This window comes from uncultured Ruegeria sp. (assembly GCF_947500045.1).
Classification (GTDB): domain Bacteria; phylum Pseudomonadota; class Alphaproteobacteria; order Rhodobacterales; family Rhodobacteraceae; genus Ruegeria.
This window is the reverse complement of the sequence record NZ_CANMQQ010000008.1, coordinates 57220-78655: the sequence shown is the minus strand read 5'-3', so window position 1 is coordinate 78655 and position 21436 is coordinate 57220. Positions and strand designations below refer to the sequence as shown.

Sequence of the window (21436 nt, the reverse complement as noted above, 5' to 3'; positions counted from 1 at the left end):
TTTCATGAGCCTTCTGACCATCCAAGACCTCACCGTAGAATTCCCGACCCGCCGCCAGCTGTTCACAGCGGTGGATCATGCCAGCCTGTCCGTTGAACCCGGCGAAATCCACGGGCTCGTGGGGGAATCCGGCGCCGGTAAATCCACCATCGGTGCGGCTGTGATGGGCTTGCTGGAACGTCCCGGCCGCATCGCAAGCGGCCAGATCAAACTGGGCGGCGACCAGATCAGCGGGATCGATGCCGAGGCCATGCGTGGACTGCGCGGCAAGAAGATTTCGATGATCTTCCAGGATCCGCTGACCTCTCTGAATCCGCTATTTACAGTGCGCGAGCAACTGGTTGAGACGATCCAGGCCCATTTGGGAGGCTCGGAGGCGGAGGCAGGCAAACGCGCCCGTGACCTGATTGACCGCGTGGGCATCCCCGATCCGGATACGCGTCTTGATCAATACCCGCACCAGTTCTCGGGCGGGATGCGGCAGCGCGTGGTGATCGCCCTAGCCTTGTGCACAGAGCCGGATGTGATCATAGCGGATGAGCCCACCACGGCATTGGATGTTTCAGTTCAGGCGCAGATTCTGGGCCTGATCAAAGAGTTGGCGCAAGAGCGTCAGGTCGGTGTCATCCTGATTACCCATGATATGGGCGTGATCGCAGATACCACTGATCGGGTGACCGTGATGTATGCGGGCAAGGTTGTCGAAAGTGGCACCACCGCGCAAGTAATGGGCCAGCCACAGCACGAATACACCAAGTCTCTGATCGCCGCCGTGCCGCGCCCAACGCTAAAGTTGCACAGGTTCCCGCAGATCAGTTATGGCGGTCGCGAAACGCGGTTTGCCATCGAGGATATGGCGCGCCACTGGCCCAAAGTAGACAACGACACCAGCAAACCGGTCCTTGAAATCCGCAACCTGACCAAGAAGTTCCTGCAGCGGCGCGGGTTGCTGCCATGGGACCGGACCTATTTCACAGCCGTCGACGAGGTCAGCTTTGATATTCAGGCCGGAGAGGTTTTTGGGGTTGTGGGTGAGTCCGGCTCGGGCAAATCCACCGTCGCGCGGATGATCGCAGGGCTATATCCCGTGGACGGAGGCACAATTGATTTTCAGGGCAAGCGGGTCAGTGATCTGAGAAACCGCGCCGTTCAGGACGAATACCGCAAGAACATCCAGATGATCTTTCAGGATCCGTATTCTTCGCTCAACCCCCGAATGCGGGTGGATGAGATCGTTGCCGAACCCATCCGACATCACCGCCTTATGGATCGCGCAGACATCAAACGCCGGGTGGACGAACTGCTGGATCAAGTGGGGCTGGGCCACGAAGCCGGGTTGAAATACCCACATGAGTTCTCGGGTGGTCAAAGACAGCGGATCTCGATTGCCCGCGCGCTGGCTACCCAGCCCCGTTTTCTGATCTGCGATGAGCCAACCAGCGCACTGGATGTTTCGATTCAGGCACAGATTCTGAACATCTTGAAAGATTTGCAGGAACATCTGGGCCTGACGATGCTGTTCATCAGTCACGACCTGCCGGTGGTACGCCAGATGTGTGACCGGGTGGCCGTGATGAAGCAGGGCCAGATCGTTGAGGTTCAGGAAACCAGCGATCTGTTTTCCAATCCTCAGACCGAATACACACAGGAATTACTTAGGCTGATGCCTCAGCTTGATGATCTGTCGACCGATGGTCTGGGAATGGAAGCAGAATAAAAACCACTCAGGCCCTTCTGAGCGGCCTATTCTTGTTTACCGATCTTGTTCGAAAGAACGGAATTCGGTTGCGATTGCCGTTGCAGCAGCGGACAGCAGTCGTTTACCATCTTCCGGGGTGGCCAAGGCTGAATGTGATCCGACGCGCCCATCTGGGAACTCGGAACGGTGTTCCTCAGGCGGTCCGTGTCGGTCTCCTGCATGATCACGCACGAATTCGGCGCTGAGCTTCTTGGGTGGTTCAGAAGCTTGATTGGCTGGCAACGCACCCAGCAGAGATTGCGTGATTGCAATCTCAGAAGGCGTCGCATGCATCCCTTCCCATTCGCCATAAAGCTGTTGGCGTAATGTGTTCACAGCGGTCGGCTCCCACCAACTGCGGATCATCAGTTGATTGTCGGAAAGGGCTGCCTCGATCTTGCGAAGCGGTTCCAGATTGGCGCCGTGGCCGTTCACCACGAACACACCCTTGAAACCTTGTGCCAGTAGCCCGGTGATGACTTCATTTGCCATTGCCTGGAAGGTTTCGGCCGAAACCGAAACCGTACCGGGGAACCCGGTATTGAAAGGTGCCGGCGTATAGGCCAGCGGGGGTGCAACTATACCCCCGCATCGTTCTGCTGCGGCAAGCGCCACTGCCTCGGCACAAATCGTGTCCGTACCAATCCGGCCCATCGGCCCATGCTGTTCGGTCGAACCAACTGGCAGTAAAACCGCAGCCCCTTCGTTGATACGGGCGTCAACCTCATACCAGGTCATATGATCAAGCTTCATATTCTAAGTCCGAGCATTGATCTGTGTTGTCGGCAACAGCCCGGATCAGAGACCCCACCGCTCTTGGTTTTCGACAAAGAAGCCCTGAGCTTTTTTCACTTCGATCCAGCTGTTTACATAGTTGATCCAGACCTGATCATCCTGGGGCAACAACATCGCGATCGGTGACGGTGATCGGGGGCCGGCGTTCTTGACGCGAACAACCGGGAATTTGGCTTCAAGCGTCGAACCTTCGATATTTGACGTTATGAACACGTCTGCCCGGCCAGCCAGTACTTCCTGAAAACCACGCGCCGGAGCTTCGACCACTTTGATATCAGCATTCGGGAACCACTCGCGCACGCGTTTCTCAAAGGTCGTCCCCAGTGTTGTCGCAACCTTCACGCCAGGTTGGTTGATCGACTCGTATCCGTCGAATTTGTCGGCCTTGTCTTTGATTGTGTAGGGGAATAGTTCAACAGCGATGTAGCTGTCAGAGAATCCGGCCACTTTCATGCGCGGCGGCGAGATCGAAGCCGAGCCGGTGATGTGGTACTTGCCCGCAACCACCCCATTGACCAGAGTTTTCCAATCTGTTGGGACATACTCAACCTCGACACCCAGATCCGCAGCCATCGCGTTCATGATATCGATGTCGTACCCTTTGTAACTGTTGGTCGCCGGATCGCGCAGAGACATTGGATTCCAGTCGCCCGTTGTACCGACTTTCAGCACACCAGAGTCCAGGATTTCGTTCAGCGCCGATTGGGCCTGAACTGCGCTGCCGAGCGCAAGGCCAAGCGCTGCAGCGATTGCGACTTTGAATAAATGTTTCATGTATTTCTCCTGTTGGTGGCGTTTGGCATTTACCAGCTAGATTGTTCCTTGATCTAAACGCAAAGACCACGGTAACCTCAAGAAAATAATTGACTGAGAATAACAAGGGCAGGTCATCTGATGCCAGACGCCGCAATCGAGCTAGTCGATGTGAACAAATGGTATGGCACGTTTCATGTGCTAAAAGACATCAATCTGACGATCAGCAGCGGCGAAAAGGTGGTAATCTGCGGTCCCTCGGGTTCCGGGAAATCCACTGTTGTAAGATGTATCAACAAGCTTGAAAAACACCAGAAAGGCACGATCCGCATAGACGGGGTTGAGCTAACGGACGACGCCAATTCCGTCGCCACGATCCGATCAGAGGTCGGTATGGTCTTCCAGCAGTTCAACCTGTTTCCGCATTTAACGGTGTTGGAAAATCTGACCCTTGGTCCGATCAAGGCACGCGGGCTAAGCCGCAAGGAAGCCGAAGAAAAAGCCCGTCACTACCTTGAGCGGGTTCACATTCCGGATCAGGCAGAAAAACGACCACTTCAACTTTCGGGTGGGCAACAGCAGCGTGTGGCGATCGCGCGTTCGCTATGCATGGAGCCGCGCGTTTTGTTGTTTGACGAACCCACTTCTGCACTGGACCCCGAGATGATTTCCGAGGTTCTCGACGTGATGGTGGAGCTGGCGCAGGAAGGTATGACCATGGTGGTTGTCACCCACGAGATGGGCTTTGCGCGCAAAGTTGCAGACAACATGGTGTTCATGGATGCGGGTGAGATCGTCGAACAGGGCAAGCCAGAGCATTTCTTCACCAACCCACGATCTGAGCGGTGCCAGAAGTTTCTAAGCCAGATACTGCAGCATTGAGTTGGATAAGATGAAAAAAGCATTTCTGTTTCTCCCCCTCTTCCTTCTTGCAGCAGGGTGTTCGTCCTCGCAGACTTGGGGTTGGTATGTGATCAACCCGACCACGGAGTCAGGCTGGACCAACATCAAGTTCCTGATTTCGGGGATGGGCGCCACGATCCAGATCTCGTTAATCGCTGCGGTATTGTCGATCGTTATTGGCCTGTTAGTGGCGTTGCCGGGTCTGGCCGAAAGCCGCGGGTGGCGATTGGTGAACCGTATCTACGTGGAATTCGTCCGCTCAATTCCCCTGCTGCCGATGCTGTTCTGGGTGTTTTACGGCCTGCCCATCGTCTTTCAGTCGATGGGTATGAACATACCGATCGATCCATTCTGGGGTGCGATCATCACGCTTGCAATCTCGGACAGCGCCTTTACCGCCGAGATCTACCGAGCAGGCATTCAATCTATTGCCAAGGGCCAAAGTGAAGCGGCCCAAACCATAGGCCTGAATTACTTTCAGACAATGCGCTACGTGATCCTGCCACAGGCCATCCGACGCATTCTGCCGCCTTTGGCCAATCAGTTCATCTACGTCGTGAAGATGAGTGCTTTTGCCAGTGTCATCGGTATGCAGGAACTGACACGGCGTGCAAACGAGCTAGTGGTCACAGAATATCGTCCGCTTGAGATCTATACCTTGTTGGTCTTCGAATACCTGGTGCTCGTTCTGATCATTAGCGCTGGGGTACGCTGGCTGGAACGCCGTATGGGTGCAGATGAGCGCGGATAAGGAGAATCCAATGGATTGGAAAGAGTTCATGGCCGAGACCGAGGCCAACATGGGAGCATTTTCGAAAGAGGTGCCCGAAACAGTACGTGGCTTTGGTATCATGGGCAAAGCCGCCAAATCGAATGGAGCGCTGAGCGAGAAGACCAAGGAATTCATGGCGCTCGGTATTGCCATCGCTACGCGCTGCGACAGCTGCATTGGCTTCCACGTCCGCTCTCTGGTCCGACTTGGTACAACCCGAGAAGAGCTATGCGAAGCGCTGGCGATGGCCACCTATATGGGGGGAGGTCCCTCTTACGCATACAGCGCGAAGGCGCTGAAGGCTTTTGACGTGTTCTCACAGTAAAAGGCCTGAATTCGAAGATTACTTCGCGCGGCTCTCGTGTATCCGGGTCGTGGCCCAAGGAAGTTAGGGCAGCCAATTGCCTCCGGCACCTTAGGCAATCGTGTCAAAGCAGGGTTGTTGGGGCCATGAGTTCTTTGCGAATGTCAAAACCTGCTTCTTCCGCCGACCAGTTCATATCCGGCTGGAAATTCGCATGACCTTCTTCGTTCTTTGTAGTCAAACCGGAAAATGACGGCTTGAGCCGCAAGACGGTAGGCGTCATACGTGCCCCAGGACGTACGTCCCAAGCACGGACAACAAGGAAACAGCCTCATGCAAAAGGTTCTGATCACAGGTACCGCTGGATTTATCGGCTTTCATCTTGCCAACCTTTTGCTCGAAAACGGGAAACGAGTTCACGGCTACGACGGGATGACGGATTACTATGATGTCCGCCTCAAGCAGAGCCGACATGCGCTGTTGCTGGAAAACCCGAATTTCTCATGCGATGAGGGCATGTTGGAAGACACAGCCTTGTTCGACAAGATGGCCGATGCGTTTGAACCGGATGTGATCATCCACCTCGCAGCCCAGGCTGGCGTTCGGTACAGCCTGGAAAATCCGCGTGCCTATGTCGAAAGCAATGTCATAGGGACATTCAACGTGATGGAAGCGGCGCGGCGTCATAAAGTACAACATCTGCTGATGGCATCCACCTCGTCGATCTACGGGGCCAATCCCGATATGCCCTTCGACGAATGCGAAAAAGCGGATCATCAACTGACTATGTATGCCGCCACCAAAAAGGCAAACGAAGCCATGGGGCATTCCTATGCACATCTGTGGGATCTGCCGACAACCATGTTCCGCTTCTTCACGGTCTATGGCCCGTGGGGGCGCCCGGACCTTGCGTTCTTCAAGTTCACGGATGCGATCCTCGAGGACCGCCCGATTGACATATACAACCACGGCGACATGTATCGCGACTTCACCTATGTAGATGATCTGGTGCGGGCTATCTCTCTGCTGATCGATGTTGTCCCGGTTCGCCCCAAGACGCCAGAAGACATTGCCGAAGGTGACAGCCTAAGCCCCGTTGCGCCATATCGCATTGTGAACATTGGAAATTCGGACAAAGTGCGCTTATTGGACTTCATTGATGCAATCGAAGAAAGCCTGGGCAAGCCCGCGATCCGAAATTATATGGAAATGCAACTGGGCGACGTGCCTGCGACTTGGGCCAATGCAGAATTGTTGCACCGACTGACAGGATATCGCCCTAAAACCGAGATAAAGGATGGCATCCAGGCCTTTGTGGACTGGTATCGAGCATATTACGGTAGATAGAGCCCGCAGAGTGGTCGAAGCCTGAATCTGCACGCCTTCTGAAAGAATAAATCGTTTTCTGGGAAATCGGCAGCAATCAGATTGCTTGTTTCAGCGCCTCGATGATTTGCTGTTGCGTATTTTCCTGCAGATAAGGGTGCATCGGCAGGCTGATCACACTTGCGGCAGCCTGATCCCCCAGGGGCAGATCAGCATTGGGGTCAGATACAGCAGGTTGCTTGTTCAATGGCAGCGGATAGTGCACTGCGGTTGGAACGCCTGCGTCCTTGAGCCTGGCCTGCACGTCCTCGCGTTTGTCCACGCGAATCGTATATTGCGCCCATGCACTGGTGGCCCCGTCCATCAGTGCCGGAGCCGCGATGTTGGTATTTCTCAACAGCGATTTATAACGGTCGGCAACCGTGTTTCGTAAAGCCAACTCATTTTCAAAAACATCAAGTTTGCACAGCAAGATCGCGGCTTGCAGCGTGTCTAGACGACTGTTTACCCCCACCCTGATATGGTGATAACGCCGATCCTGCCCGTGTCGAGCAATCTGGCGAAGAATGATGCTCAGCTCATCATCCGAGGTGAAAATGGCACCGCCATCTCCATAACAGCCGAGGGGCTTCGATGGGAAAAAGCTCGTGCAGGAAATCGTTGACAGGTTCCCTGACCGTTTGCCATGCAGGGAACCCCCAAAACTTTGAGCGCCATCTTCTATAACCGGCAATCCGTGTGCCGAAGCCACTTCGTTTATACGTTCAAAATCAGCGGGTTGGCCATAAAGTGACACCGGAATAATGGCTTTTGTTCGCGGCGTAATTGCGGCGTCTAACTTGTTGGGATCAAGATTATAGCTGGTTGGATCGATATCTACATAAACTGGCGTTGCGCCCAGCAGTCTGACGGCTTCGGCCGTGGCAATATATGAAAATCCGGGTGTGATGACTTCATCACCGGAACCAACCTCAAGTGCCATAAGGGCAATCTGCAAAGCATCCGTCCCGTTGGCACATGAGATGCAGTGCTTGGCACCAGTGAATGCCGCCAGTTTGCCTTCCAGTTCGGCAACTTCAGGACCAAGGATATATTTTCCGTGGGCCAACACCCGTGCAATACCGGCATCCACCTGATCTTTGATACGTTTTTGTTGTTCTGCTAAGTCAATAAACTGCATTGCTTCAAAACCGCCCTACCCGTTCAACAAATTCTGGCCCAATCAGCCGATAGCGCCGGCCTTTAACATGGGATGCTGCTCACCCTTACCGATTTGCACCTGAGCATTCCGGATATGGCTCACCATCTCAATCGCGGGGCGGTTCTCATTCAGTCCAAAACCCTTACCCGCCAAGATTTCTTCATAACTGCGGGTATGCAAATCAGCAAAACCGCCCGAAAACTCAATTTCTTCCCCATTTATTGTGATGGATCTGTACGTACGGGCCCCGGCTTGCCGGGGCTCATCCGGAACATCGTTGATATCCAGTGACAAAAACCAGCGGCACCGCGCATGTTCGAACTCCAGATAGCCCGCAGCCTTGGTAGGAGTGTTCAAGTGAACATGGTTTTCCTGAAGATCACCAAACAGAAAGTGTAGCATGTCGAAGAAATGCACCCCGATATTGGTGGCGATACCACCGGATTTGCGAACATCGCCCTTCCAGCTTTCCAGATACCAACGTCCACGGGATGTGATATAGGTCAAATCGACTTCGTACTTGGTGTCGCTGACACTGTTTCTGATTTTTTCTCTCAGCGCGATGATAGAGGGGTGAACGCGCAGCTGCAGAATTGTATTGACCTTCTGCCCAGTCGCGTTCTCGATTGTTTCCAGCCCGTCGATGTCTTCCGGATTCAAAACCAGAGGTTTCTCACAAATCGCATCCGCGCCAGAACGAAGGGCAAATCGCATGTGGCTGTCATGCAGGTAGTTCGGCGAGCAAATCGACACGTAATCGATCTTGTCGTTTACGTTTCGGCGAAGCACATCGACATAACGGTCAAAGCGTTCGAATTCGGTGAAAAAATGCGCATCCGGGAAGTGGCTATCGATAATGCCAACCGAGTCGCTGGTATCCAAAGCCGCCAGCAAAATGTTCCCGGTATCCGTGATCGCCTTCATGTGGCGCGGCGCAATGTATCCAGCGGTACCTATTAATGCAAAGTTGCTCATTCAATGCTTCCCAAGTGCCCAATTAGTGCTTCTGCGCATCCAAGAATTTTGGCGGGAAGTCAATAGAGAGGACTTACAAAGCAACTTCAATCGCACTGGAAACCATAATCAACCTCTGCTAGAGCGATCCGGATTGTTAATCTAGATTGGTCTTCGCGCGCATGTCAGGCATCCACGGAAAATCTCCCAAAACGGTTTTTTGTTTAACCTACCACGAGATAACGGCAGATGCGCGCGTCCTGAAAGAGGCGCGTGCGGTTCGTTCGGCAGGGCACAATGTTCACATCTTTTGCGACTGGCCTGGGGGTTTGCCACAGAAAGACAATATCGATGGCATGCAGGTCACCCGGTTCAACTGGCAATCATCGGAGCGAATTACCGAAACTATGCTTGAGCGGTTCTTTTTCATAGATCGCGTATCCAGCGAAGTAAGGCTGCGCATAAAGCCATATATCGAGGCGGCCACACAACTGAACGCCCTCAAATCCAAATTTCGAACCTTCCTCTCTGACGAAGAATTACAGATACTCGACCCAATGTACTATAAGGACTGCAGTGGTCGAGAGCGTCGCACTCGAAAATCCAAGCACAAGCGATTGCTTTGGAAAACCAGAATCAAGTGTGGGTTCGGCGAGCGCCGACAAGAATTAAAGTCCTTCATGTGCAAAGCCCGAGAGGTCAGAGAGGGTTTTCATAACCTTTATCAGCTCGAATCGCTGATTTTCGCTGAAAACCTTTGCGGATTGGGATTTGATGACACGCCCGACATCATCCATGTTCATGATATCTATTGCCTCCCTGCAGGTGTGGTCCTTGCGAAGCAATTTCAAGCGAAACTTATCTACGACGCACATGAATATGAACCAGCACGGGCGACGAAAAACCCAACAAAAGGTACGAGTTTTGCAGAAAAACTAGAAGATGATTGTCTTCCCTTTGTTGACCAGATGATTACGGTCTCACCGTCGATTGCCGAGTATTATTCCCGACGTTTCAAGAACAGACCAACCCTTATCTTCAATGTGCCGGAAATCGATCCTGAATTCCTGTGCGACCTAGATGAGCAAGTCGTGGACTCTTTGTGCATCAGGGTCAATTCGGGTATCGCCAAAGATAAACCGCTTATTGTCTTTACGGGTGGTGTCCAGTCAGCTCATCGAGGATTGGACAAAGTACTTGAAGCACTCGTGATGTTGCCCGATGTGTATCTTGTTGCATTGGGGCCAAGACATAAACGCGATGATAAATGGCTGTTGGATATAGCTCAGGACCTAGGCGTAGCTGATCGAGTCAAGTTGTTGCCACCCGTTTCCGCTGCTGATGTACCAGTGGCGATCAAATCTGCCGATGTAGCAATTTGCCCAATTCAGGATGCGTCGTTGAGCTATAGGTTTTCTATGCCGAATAAGCTTTTTGAAGCAGCGTTTGCCGGTCTGCCAATCTGTGTTTCCGACCTTCCCGATATGCGCGATTTCGTTGACAAACTGGGATTAGGAAGATCGATGGACCAAACGGACCCACAGTCTATCGCGATGGCGCTGCGGGACGTGCTTGAGCAACCTGAGCGTTTCAAACTCGCCACAGATATGGCCGAGCGCCTTTGGGCCGAGTATAGTTGGGCAGCACAAACCAATAAGCTTAAGACACTATATGAAGGCATCTAGTTGCCGGTCCCGAGGCGGCAGAACGGACGTGTACTGGGATTGGACTAGATAGCCTTGTTTACATAACTGCTTACCATTGCCCTTTTCCTCCAAGTGGCTATTAGAGGGTCAACCATGTAGCGCGATCATGCAGCTGGAAAATCAACGAATTTCATACGGCACGCAAATTATGAATACGAAGACACACAAACCCAAGAACTCTACGTTAAAAGCTTTACTGAAGAAGCTATCTGACAAACAGGCAGTGATCGGAATTGTCGGATTGGGATATGTTGGACAACCACTGGCGCTGCGATACTCGGAAATCGGATATAAGGTTCTTGGCTTTGATCTTGATGAATCAAAGGTGCAGGAGCTGAACTCCGGCCACAGCTCGATTGAACATATCCAAGATGCACGTATCGCCGAAGCCTTGGGTAACGGTTTTGAAGCTACCACGGATTTTTCGAGAATTGCTGAGGCAGACGGCATCATGCTGTGTGTCCCAACCCCCCTAAATAAATATCGCGAGCCGGATCTGAGCTTCGTTACAGATACCTGTGATCAGATTGCGGATCATTTGCGCACGGGCCAGGTGGTGGCATTAGAAAGCACAACATATCCCGGTACGACCAAAGAAGAGGTATTACCGCGTCTTGAGAAGCATGGGCTAAAAGTAGGCGAAGACCTGTTTGCCGTCTATTCGCCCGAGCGAGAAGATCCTGCAAATCCTGAATATACCACAAACACGATCCCAAAAGTGGTTGGCGGCCATAGTAACGCTTGCCTGAAGGCCGGTCTTGCGCTGTATGAACAAGCAATCGACAAACTTGTGCCGGTAAGTTCGACCGAAACTGCTGAAATGACAAAACTGCTTGAAAACATTCACCGGGCGGTAAATATAGGTCTCGTAAACGAAATGAAGGTCGTGGCCGACCGGATGGGGATTGATATTTTCGAAGTGATCGATGCGGCGGCGACCAAACCGTTTGGCTTCACACCCTATTACCCTGGACCAGGTCTTGGTGGTCATTGCATTCCGATTGACCCGTTTTACTTGACCTGGAAAGCACGCGAATACGGCATCAATACACGGTTCATTGAATTGGCTGGCGAGGTGAACACCGCCATGCCGGAATACGTGTTTGGCAAACTGGCATCCGCGCTCAATGAGCGCCGCAAGGCGGTACGCGATAGCAAGATCATGGTTCTGGGCATCGCATACAAGAAAAATGTAGACGATATGCGAGAAAGTCCTGCAGTAACTTTGATGGAGTTGATCAGGGATAATGGCGGCGATCTAAGCTACTCCGATCCGCATGTACCCACATTCCCAACGATGAGAGAGCACTTCTTCGAGCTTTCGTCCGTCGATTTAACCCCTGAAGTTCTGGCGGAGTATGACGCGGTAATTCTTGCAACCAACCATGATGCCTTTGATTATGAACTGATCAGGAAGCACGCCAAACTTCTCATCGATACTCGTGGTAAGTACCGCACATCCGAGGGCCACATCGTTCGTGCCTGAGCAATTTTCCGGTAGGACCAATTCCATGTAGGCTGCAAAAAAGCAGCCTGAAGTGACGTTTTGAGCGGGCGATGCGGACCAGCGTGACAATGTCGGCATGTTCCTGCCGCTCTCGAACCGTTGACGGAACGAAGACCGCCGAAAGAGAGCGCAGAGAGGATAACGCGCGTTGTCCCTGCCCGACCACACCGATATAGTCACCACAAATGTCGGGTCGACTTCGGGTTCCGAAAGTCTGGCTTTTGACGAGTTCCATTTGTGAGCAATCAAGGGCCATCCGCGTGAGCTTGAAAAATCGAAACACCCCACCCCAGCGTCACGAGCTGCGAAATGTACGCAATCAGGGCAACAGTTTCCTTGCGCTTGCCTTTCTGTTCAGCGTGTTTGTCAACATGCTGATGCTGACTGGTCCGTTGTTCATGCTGCAGGTGTATGATCGCGTACTCGGATCACGCTCGGTCGAGACCCTGTCAGCACTGTTCCTGCTTGTCGCGCTGCTTTATGCACTGATGGCGATGCTGGATTATGCGCGCGGTCGGATCGTCGCAAGATTCGGGGCGCGCTTTCAGTCTGCCCTTGATGAGCGCGTGTTTGAGGGGACGATGCGGCGTGCATTGTTTCCGCAAATTCGGTCAGCACCAGCGACGGCTTTGCGTGATCTGGAGTCTATTCGTTCATTGTGCGCCTCCCCCGTATTACTTGCGGTAATGGACATACCGTGGACCCCAATATTTCTGGCGGCAATTTTCCTGTTCCACCCGCTGCTTGGCTGGCTGGCGGTAGCAGGTGGCGCAATCTTGGTGGTGATTGCCCTGCTTAACCAAGGGCTTACCCATCGCAAAGTGGCCGAAGCTCAGACCGCCACTGCCAAGGCCAACGCCTTTTCTGAACACGCCCGGCAGGCCGCTGAAGTGGTCAGGTCGCAGGGGATGCAAGAAGATGTCTCGAAGCGTTGGCTTAAACAACGTACCGAAGCGCTCTCTCAGTCCATTTCAGCCAGTGATTGGACCGGCAGTTTCACTTCGCTAACCAAATCTCTGCGGCTGTTTCTGCAATCGGCGATGCTGGCGCTTGGCGCATGGCTTGTTCTTCAAAATGAAATGACGCCCGGGGCGATGATTGCGGGCACGATTCTTTTGGGTCGTGCATTGGCACCGATAGAAATGGCCGTAGGCCAATGGTCGATGATTGAACGTGCGCGTATGGCTTGGATCAACCTGAACCAGTTCCTCGATTCTACACCGCCCGAGGAATCGCGTACAAAACTGCCCACGCCCAAGGCACATATTGTGGCAAAGGGCCTGACCGTAATTCCGCCGGGTGCCAAAACACCAACACTTCGCAATGCTGCACTTGAGCTTGAGCCCGGTCGGGCGCTTGGTGTGATCGGTAAAAGCGGATCAGGCAAGACAACGCTTGCAAAAGCGCTGCTTGGATTGTGGGCCCCGGCTGCCGGGGAAATTCGATTGGGTGGGGCGACACTTGATCAATACGACCCGGATGACCTTGGTCAGCACATTGGCTATTTGCCGCAACAGGTGACGCTGTTCAATGGCACTGTGGCTGAGAATATCGCACGAATGTCACAAACGCCTGATCCCGAAGCCGTTGTAGCAGCAGCCAAAACTGCAAATGCGCATGATTTGATCCTGGGGCTCGAAAAAGGGTATGACACGTTCCTTGAGGGGAACGACAGTCAACTGTCTGGCGGGCAAAAACAACGGATTGCGCTTGCGCGGGCGCTTTACGGCAATCCTGTTGTGTTGATTTTGGATGAACCAAACTCGGCCCTTGATGCGGATGGAACACTGGCTCTGAACACAGCGGTTCGTGAGCTTAAGAAAGCTGGAAAATCGACGATAATCATGACCCATCGCCCACAAGCCATTTCAGAGTGCGATGATCTTGTGGTGGTTGAAAAAGGCCAGATCGTTAAATCCGGCGGACGCGATGAGGTTCTGAATACGATGGTGCAAAACGCCAATGTCATAAAAAGGCACCTAAATAAGGTGGGTGAATGATGTCAGACAACAGTTCACGTCCGGCGTGGAGCATCAAGGCTCCGGCGATTGTAGGCATTTCCGCTTTGGCCATTCTTATTCTGGGATTGGGGGTTTGGAGTGTCCGCACCGAACTCGCAGGGGCTATCATCTCTCAGGGCGTGATTGAAGTACAAAGCAAGCGTCAGGTGATCGAGCACCCTGACGGTGGGGTTGTCGGGGAAATCTTCGTGCGCGACGGTGATTCTGTCATACGCGGGGATTTGATGTTGAGGCTCGATGACACATTCCTCGCGTCGGAAAAAACCATCGTAGAATCGCAGCTGTTCGAGTTGCTCGCCCGGATGGCTCGGCTAGAGGCAGAAAGGGATGGAGCAAATTCCGATGCGCTTGCCCAAAGTCTGCAAGAACTCAAGGCCCGCGAAATGATCGATGACGATCTTCTGGCAGGCCAGAGGCGTTTATTTGATGCAAGACTGAACACTTTATCTCAGCAGATCGATCAGTTGGGCAAGCAGAAGGTCCAGATCGAAAACGAGATTGAAGGTATTCAGGCACAGCTCGCATCGCTGAATACTCAGGTTGATCTCATCAGAACCGAACTCAAAGATCAGCAAGGGTTGCTGCAACGGGGTTTGACACAAGCCAGCCGTGTATCTGCCTTACAAAGGGAAGAAGCGGACCTGACGGGACAAATCGGTCGGCTGGAATCGACGATCGCCCGTCTGAACGGTCAGATCGCCACGACCGAAATTCAGATTGTCGAACTGCAGGCCACCCGACGCGAAGAAGCAATCACCGAGCTTCGAGACGTTCAATCTCGCGTGCTTGAGCTGGCCGAGCGTCGTCTCTCGCTCACTGAGCGTTTGTCGCGCCTGGATATTCGCGCACCTGTTGCGGGCACCGTTTATGACAGTCAGGTGTCCGCTATCCAGTCTGTGGTACAACCGGGCGAGCCGATGATGTATGTCGTGCCTCAGGATACTCCGTTGTTGGTTGCAGCACGTGTCGACGCGTTGCATGTTGACCAACTGCACCGCGGGCAGGACGTCGCCTTGCGGTTTCCGGCCTTCAACCAACGCGATACCCCCGAGATCGACGGTCATGTCATCAATGTTTCGGCAGATACCTTCACTGACGAGGCCAGCGGCTTTACCTTCTATAGGGCTGAAGTGGTGCCTGATGAGGGCCAGCTCGCGCGGTTAAACGGTCAGGAATTGCTGCCTGGGATGCCGGTCGAGGCTATGATCAAGACAGATGAGCGCACGCCGCTTTCCTATCTGATCAAACCCTTCGCCGATTACTTTTATCGTGCCTTTCGGGAATGATCCGGGCGGCGCAGCCCATATTCAAACCGCATCGACATTGCCCAGAAGAACCGAGGTCATGTCGATCGACAAAGCTCCGTCAACTATGGTGACATCTGCCCCGGTGTCGTAAACTACGTTGTTTCTGGTGATACCGGAAAGGTCTGCGTTTGCGTCCAAGAACACCCATTCGGCGTCATGCTCTGTGGATTGGCCAACAGCGACCTGAAGAATGGCCAGTGCATCGAGCGCATTAACGGATCCATCCCGGGTAATGTCGGCGGCGATGAAATTTTCTGCAACCGCAGGGCCCCAGGTCGGATCAAGACCGACAGACATACGCAATACTTGCAGCGCGTCCAGCGCGGTAATCTCGTTGCTCGCCGTCGAATAAGATTTGATAATTTCCAATTGGCCAGAAAACACCCCATCCGGTACCTTCAAAGCAAACTCACCGTATTCATTGGCTTGGGCCGTAAGGGGAGAGCCGCCATCAGGCGTGAACCGAATTTCTGCATCCTTTACTGCGAGATTTTGAGTGGCGGAATCAAGGGTGAACATCCCTGCAAAGCCCTCGGATGCATTGTTGTCTGGCCCTGATCCCAGATCGACCGGGATGTGATCCGGCCCACCGAAACCCGCCCCAAATACCTGTGTACTGGTCAACGGAGCGTTGGTGTCGGAAATCAATTCAATCGTCTCGCCACGATAGGCTATTCGGGCCCCAGTTGCAGTTGACGTGAAATCCAACTGCGCAGGCGTTCTGAGGAAGGCGTAGTCTGACAAGTCCAGTCGATCTGTTCCAATTTCAAAATCTGTGATTACAGATGGGCCGCTGTTTTGGCGAACAACAAATATATCCGCACCCGCCCCTCCCGTCATGATCGTCGAGCTTGTGCCAGTGATCAGTATGTCATTTCCTGCTCCGCCATTCAGCGTCGTGTCAAGAATGCCCCCGCTCAGCAGGTCGTCTTGCGCGGTCCCTGTCACCGAACCATAGCCTTGTGCAACAACCCCAAGATCAGCAACTGATACGTTGAGTTGTGTCAGGCCCGCATCCTGTTGAGCGGTAGCAAATATCTGCAACTCATCCCCCACATGCGCGGCACTGAGGGTTTCGACATTCTGTAGCCCGCTTTCCAACGTGTCTGCGAAACTGTCCATATGGATGAGTTGCCCGTCCGGGGTCATCGTGAACAGGCTAACACCGTCATCCCCGCCCCCCGCCAGAACAAAAACCCGTCCTGCAATCTCGACCACCGCAAGGTCCTGCACGGATTCGAATCGTGTGTGCAATGTATCCAGGATGTGGTCGGTTGGTCTAAGCTGGCCGCTACCGCTCAGTTCCATAACGCTCAGCGAGTTACTTTCTGAGCCCGCAACCACAACCCAGGATTTTCCGTATGCCTGTACAACTTCGATAGCTGTCGGTGCGTTTATGCCCAGCGTTTGAATTGATGCATTGCCATCAACAGCTGTTAGCGTGCCGGTATTTTGATCGACAGAATAAGACAGAATGGAATTACTTGCCGTCTCAATGGCGACAACGAATTGTTTCGAACCCGCTTGCAGCGACTGCAACTCATTTGCTTGACCCACAACGGTATTTATTAGGTTCAGCGTCCCGTCGGCATGGATGCGATAGGTTGCGAGCTGACTGGTATCTTCATGCGCAAGCGTCAGAATGTCATGCGCCCCAACCGTCATCTGGGTTGCTGCGGATATATCTCCGCCACCAGATAAAGTGACGGTTTCGTGTAACTCGCCGATAGTGCCGTCCGTGTTCAGGTCATACCCGATCAGGCCCGTCGCGGTGTCAACATCCAAAATAAGTTGATCGTCATCCACGAGATCGATCGGAATGCCGATTCGCCCGACCTGATGTGCGATTGTCGCTTCAAAGTACTGCTGATCCACTGCTTGCGCCGCCACTCCGGCTTCAAGGCGCCAGGACACGATCCCGCCACCGGGTCCTGTCGTGCTATAAAGATACGTTGCTCCGTTAAATGTTTTTAAAGCGGTATCGCCGATACCTGAATCGAGCGCTGCGGTCCCCGTTGCCACCACATCTTTGAACTGAAGCATCATCGCTCCTACCCCCAACCACCCCTGTCAGTGGAAACAGGATGGAACGATGCCCAGCCGAGAACCAGAGCAGAAATGTGGTGAAAACAAGGGCTTCAGTTTCAGATTAACTCAAATTTTCAGGTTCGCCCGCATGGGTTACCAAATCGAAACACACATGAACGGATTCGAACCGGGAACTGCGGGACATGCAAGTGCCTGCGTCCATCAAATGTGAGGGCAACATGACCAAAAACACCGTCTCGACCGAAAATTCGAACACGGAAATTCAGCCCTATGCGCAACGCAAGCGCCATATTCATGAATGGATCGAAAAAAAGCTCGGTCGTTGGGCCAAACGTGGATTTGCCGGAGGCCTGGGATCAACGCTGATGGCACTGCCAGTGCTTGCTCAGGCGACGGATGAGCAGCTTGAATCCTATCAATTTGCCGAGGCCATCCCTGGTGTCCGGGCCGCAAAATTGCTGGCAAACGGGGACGTGCAATTGAAGCTGGTTGATGGCCGAACGGTTATCGTTAATGCCGAGAATGTCCAGATTCTGGACAACGGCACAATCATGCTGGCAGATGAAGTTGTCGGAGAAATTGCCGAATTTAGTGTTGCTTCCGAAGCTGCTGGTGCGACCGCTACCGCTGGCGGGGTTAGCGGTGCAGGGCTTGCGTTGGGCGGCCTTGGTCTTGCCGGTGCGGCAGCCGCTGCAGGCGGCGGCGGCGGTGGGGACGACGACAAGGACGATAGTGAGGTTCCGTCAGTAACGCCATCGCCACCACGCCCGCCCAGCCTTAATCTGCAGGAGTTACAGACAAACGAGCTCAACAATATCAGCAGCCAGTCTACCACCCCTGAGGGCACAACTTCGGTCGAAGTCACTATTGGATCAATAACCAGAACCATCTCACCTGATGCCGATGGGGGGTGGAGCGCTTCGCTAACCTCCGCCGAAGCCGCCGGGCTGCCTCAGGGAATTTCAACAGTTACAATCCGCCATCTGGATGGGTCCGGGACGGAACTTTCGACCGAAACTGCCCAATTTGATGTTGATACAGTTCCACCCACATTGGCAATTACCGCATTTTCCGCTGGTACCGTTTTGAACACAGCCGAGCAGGGTGAAAACCTGGAAATCTCAGGCACAACAGATGCCGAGAATGGCCAAATCGTTGCGGTTACAGTCGGTGGACAGACATATCAGGGGGCCGTCTCAGGCGGTGGTTGGAGCATTACGGTTCCAGCTGCAGACCTTGCGGCGCTGCCAGATGGAGCAAATGTTGCGGTGACGGCGGACATAGCGGACCGCGCAGGAAACCCCGCTGATCAGGCAACCGGTGCATTTGATACTGATTTTTCTGCCCCTGCTCTTACTCTGAACCCTATTGGTGGAGGTTCCATCGACTTGGCAGATGTCGGGGGCGATCTGGTCCTGACCGGTACGACCACAGCTGAGAACGGTCAGACAGTTACTGTATCTTTCGAAGGTCAAGATTATGTCGGGGCCGCCTTGGGCGGCAACTGGTCCGTGACAATTCCAAATGCCGATCTGTCGGGGTTGGTGACTGGAACACCCGCCTCAGTTTTGGTCGTAGTCAATGATGCTGCAGGCAACCCGGCGGCACCGGTCAGCGCCTCTGTTCCGGTCGATCTGACCGGCCCCTCGATCGCGATTGCCCCCTTATCCGTGGGTACTGTTTTAAACGCAGTGGAGGTGGGTTCAAATCTGATGGTAAGCGGCACGACAGGGAATGTAACTGACGGGCAGCAAGTTACGATCTCGTTGAACGGACAGACCTACACCGACTTGGTGTCGAACGGGAATTGGGGCGTAGTCATCCCGTCAGCGGACCTTGTCGCGCTGGTCGATGGTGGAAGCTTTGATCTAACAGCAGATGTCACAGACGCCGACGGCCTGCCGGCCCCACAGCACAGTGTCAACCTGACCAAAGATGTCTCGGCCCCTAGTCTGAGCATCGATAGTTTTTCACACGGCACGGTCATGAATGCGACGGAGCGTGACGCTGATCTAACCATATCAGGAACTACATCTGCCGAGGGCGGGCAAATAGTGACGGTAAATCTGAACGGACAAACTTATTCGGGTGTCGTTACCGGGGGATCATGGACCGCAACTGTACCGGCTGCCGACTTGGCTGCACTGTCTGATGGGGCCACGGTGGTTGCCACAGCCGATGTGTCCGATCTGGCGGGTAACCCTTCGGCACAGGCAACGGGCAGTTTCGATACCGATTTCACACCTCCGGCCCTAACGATTTCGACCCTATCCAGTGGCCCGATATTGATTATCGCAGAGCAAGCTTCTGACTTGATCGTTTCCGGAACGTCTGACGTCAGCAACGGAACGCAAGTCACTGTTCAAATTGTAGATTCAAGTGGCGCGGTATTGAGCAGTGGCACCGCCTCGGTCAGTGGTGGGGCCTGGACCTATACCGCCGCCGCAGCTGATCTGAGCGGCTTACAGGATGGAGCGTCATATGACGTGAACGCATCAGTTTCTGATGCAGCAGGCAATGCCAACAGTACCTCGACAAGTTTCAGCACTGATCTTGATGCGCCTACGATCGCACTGAACCCACTATCTGTTGGTCCTGTACTGGATGTCATTGAACAGGGAAATGATCTTAGCGTTTCCGGCACGACCTCAGCCGATGATGGGCAGACGGTTACGGTCAGTCTGAACGGTACGACGTATACATCGGTGGTTTCGGGTGGCGGTTGGAATGTAGTTATCCCCACCGCCGATTTGCTCGGACTTTCTGATAATGATAATTACCAGATCACGGCATCCGTTGAGGATGCGGCGGGGAATCCGGCGAGCAATGCTCTGGCTACGTTGGGTACAAATTTCCAACCGATCCTAAGCCTGAATACACCCGGAACGAACAGTGCCGTTTCACTATCCGATGCACAAAATACCGGTTTGACAATCTCAGGTGGGTCCGCCGGTTTGACGGGGGGGCAGTCGGTAGATGTCATGTTGAATTCGATCACCATCGGGAGCGCAAGCGTCGCCGCTGACGGCAGTTGGAGCTTGGCCGTGCCTGCTTCTGCCTTCGCCGCGATCGAGGCTGGCGATGCGCTTGGTTTTTCTGCACAAGCAACTGTCCCGGGTGGTTCCGACCCGGTACCGGTCTCGGCTGAGGCTTTCGCTCATATTCCAGCGGCATATACAATCGTGGAAGCCGGGCGAAGTGGGTCAACGGTGACGTTCGAGATTTACGCAGATCCGGATCGTGACATCTCAAGCGGCCTGGCATTTACCGCCGAGTTGGGTTTTGACCCCTTGGTTGCGACCTATGATACCGGATCGGAATCCGAGAACGCCGATTTCAATCTGTTTTTGGCAAACCCAAGCGGAGCTTCCGCGATCAGTTTTGCGGGAGCAGCCACAAGCTACGGGGATTTGTCGCAACCTGTTGTTACATTTTCGATGACCATTCAGGATGCGGCTCAGCCAATCGTATTGACCATGACCACCCCGGATGGGGGACCATCGCAGCTGCATCTTGGCACTAGTGGTGCCGACCTCCTGTCGGGGTCAAATGTCGACGACATTCTTCGCGGTGGCGAGGGTGACGATATCATTGATCTATCAGGTGCGGGCCGTGACGTTGTTGTGTTCGAAGCCGATCCGGCAACCAATGGTGTCGATAGTATCCGCAATTTCACGCTCGGGCAGGCAGACGACGCATCGGATGCGTTTATGTTTCAAAACCTCGATACCAACACGCTACGCGGTGACGGCACCGGAGTTGAGTTGTTGATGGCCGGGGGGGCAATCGGCGCGAATACTGGTTTTGTCGGCCTGGCAACTGCGCTTGCCGATCTTGACGTCAATACAGTCACAAGTGCTGCCGAAAACCTGTCGGGTGCACAAGCAGGAGACGAGATTTATCTTCTTGCGACAGACGGCTCAGACAGCCTTTTGGTCAAAGTGGGCTATTCAAATTCAAACACCGCTTCGGTTGAAACACTTGCGCAGTTTGACGGGCTCTCGGACCTAAGCGGGCTGACCTCTGAGAACATTCTGTTGACGGACCCGACCGGCGCTTCTGCCTGAACCGCGGCGAGCAATTGGCGAAGTCACAAATCG

At 53.6% G+C, this 21436-nt stretch carries 16 protein-coding genes; 10 read left to right on the top strand and 6 right to left on the bottom strand.

Features of this window, described 5'->3' with window-relative positions; all coding sequences use genetic code 11:
* Positions 1–4 precede the first annotated feature (4 nt).
* Positions 5–1717, top strand: a complete 1713-nt coding sequence (locus tag Q1B46_RS14190; RefSeq protein WP_299949007.1) for an ABC transporter ATP-binding protein — start codon at positions 5–7, stop codon at positions 1715–1717.
* A gap of 36 nt (positions 1718–1753) precedes the next feature.
* On the opposite strand, the gene Q1B46_RS14185 is transcribed toward Q1B46_RS14190, so the two are convergent.
* Together Q1B46_RS14185 and Q1B46_RS14180 are read right to left on the bottom strand one after the other, a co-directional pair.
* Positions 1754–2491: a creatininase family protein gene (locus Q1B46_RS14185; protein WP_299949006.1), complete on the bottom strand. Its 738-nt coding sequence runs from the start codon at positions 2489–2491 to the stop codon at positions 1754–1756.
* A 45-nt stretch (positions 2492–2536) separates the two neighbouring features.
* Positions 2537–3307: a transporter substrate-binding domain-containing protein gene (locus Q1B46_RS14180; protein WP_299665171.1), complete on the bottom strand. Its 771-nt coding sequence runs from the start codon at positions 3305–3307 to the stop codon at positions 2537–2539.
* A gap of 120 nt (positions 3308–3427) precedes the next feature.
* On the opposite strand from Q1B46_RS14180, the gene Q1B46_RS14175 reads away from it, so the two are divergent.
* From Q1B46_RS14175 to Q1B46_RS14165, 3 genes are read left to right on the top strand one after another with little or no spacing between them, the layout of a single operon-like run.
* The gene (locus tag Q1B46_RS14175) at positions 3428–4168 is read left to right on the top strand and encodes an amino acid ABC transporter ATP-binding protein (RefSeq protein WP_299665169.1); all 741 of its coding nucleotides are present in this window, start codon (positions 3428–3430) and stop codon (positions 4166–4168) included.
* 10 nt (positions 4169–4178) lie between these two features.
* On the top strand, positions 4179–4940 hold the full coding sequence (locus Q1B46_RS14170) for an amino acid ABC transporter permease (protein ID WP_299949005.1): 762 nt from the start codon (positions 4179–4181) through the stop codon (positions 4938–4940).
* A gap of 10 nt (positions 4941–4950) precedes the next feature.
* Positions 4951–5286, top strand: coding sequence for a carboxymuconolactone decarboxylase family protein (locus Q1B46_RS14165; protein WP_299665163.1), 336 nt, complete (start codon positions 4951–4953; stop codon positions 5284–5286).
* Positions 5287–5389: 103 nt separating this feature from the next.
* Here the strand turns inward: Q1B46_RS14165 and Q1B46_RS14160 are convergent, their stop codons facing one another.
* Positions 5390–5548 carry a hypothetical protein gene (locus tag Q1B46_RS14160; RefSeq protein ID WP_299949004.1) on the bottom strand — a complete coding sequence of 53 codons (159 nt, stop codon included), beginning with the start codon at positions 5546–5548 and terminating at the stop codon, positions 5390–5392.
* A gap of 50 nt (positions 5549–5598) precedes the next feature.
* On the opposite strand from Q1B46_RS14160, the gene Q1B46_RS14155 reads away from it, so the two are divergent.
* Positions 5599–6612, top strand: a complete 1014-nt coding sequence (locus Q1B46_RS14155; RefSeq protein ID WP_299949003.1) for an NAD-dependent epimerase/dehydratase family protein — start codon at positions 5599–5601, stop codon at positions 6610–6612.
* Between the two features lie 76 nt (positions 6613–6688).
* Here Q1B46_RS14155 and Q1B46_RS14150 read toward each other — a convergent pair whose 3' ends face one another.
* Positions 6689–7771, bottom strand: a complete 1083-nt coding sequence (locus tag Q1B46_RS14150; protein WP_299949002.1) for a DegT/DnrJ/EryC1/StrS family aminotransferase — start codon at positions 7769–7771, stop codon at positions 6689–6691.
* 42 nt (positions 7772–7813) lie between these two features.
* Positions 7814–8767 carry a Gfo/Idh/MocA family oxidoreductase gene (locus tag Q1B46_RS14145; RefSeq protein ID WP_299949001.1) on the bottom strand — a complete coding sequence of 318 codons (954 nt, stop codon included), beginning with the start codon at positions 8765–8767 and terminating at the stop codon, positions 7814–7816.
* A 161-nt stretch (positions 8768–8928) separates the two neighbouring features.
* Here Q1B46_RS14145 and Q1B46_RS14140 point away from each other — a divergent pair, with 161 nt between their 5' ends.
* The 4 genes from Q1B46_RS14140 (at position 8929) to Q1B46_RS14125 (ending at position 15266) form a co-directional block, all read left to right on the top strand.
* Positions 8929–10431, top strand: coding sequence for a glycosyltransferase family 4 protein (locus tag Q1B46_RS14140; RefSeq protein ID WP_299949000.1), 1503 nt, complete (start codon positions 8929–8931; stop codon positions 10429–10431).
* A 127-nt stretch (positions 10432–10558) separates the two neighbouring features.
* Entirely contained in the window at positions 10559–11938 is a 1380-nt protein-coding gene (locus tag Q1B46_RS14135) for a nucleotide sugar dehydrogenase (protein ID WP_299948999.1), read from the top strand.
* 281 nt (positions 11939–12219) lie between these two features.
* On the top strand, positions 12220–13959 hold the full coding sequence (locus Q1B46_RS14130; protein WP_299948998.1) for a type I secretion system permease/ATPase: 1740 nt from the start codon (positions 12220–12222) through the stop codon (positions 13957–13959).
* The gene (locus Q1B46_RS14125; RefSeq protein WP_299948997.1) at positions 13959–15266 is read left to right on the top strand and encodes an HlyD family type I secretion periplasmic adaptor subunit; all 1308 of its coding nucleotides are present in this window, start codon (positions 13959–13961) and stop codon (positions 15264–15266) included. Before Q1B46_RS14130 ends, Q1B46_RS14125 begins: the two co-directional genes overlap by 1 nt.
* A 21-nt stretch (positions 15267–15287) precedes the next feature.
* Here Q1B46_RS14125 and Q1B46_RS14120 read toward each other — a convergent pair whose 3' ends face one another.
* Complete coding sequence (locus Q1B46_RS14120) at positions 15288–17330, bottom strand: hcalcium-binding protein (RefSeq protein WP_299948996.1); 2043 nt, start codon at positions 17328–17330, stop codon at positions 15288–15290.
* Positions 17331–17554: 224 nt separating this feature from the next.
* Here Q1B46_RS14120 and Q1B46_RS14115 point away from each other — a divergent pair, with 224 nt between their 5' ends.
* Entirely contained in the window at positions 17555–21403 is a 3849-nt protein-coding gene (locus Q1B46_RS14115) for an adhesin (protein WP_299948995.1), read from the top strand.
* Positions 21404–21436 lie beyond the last annotated feature (33 nt).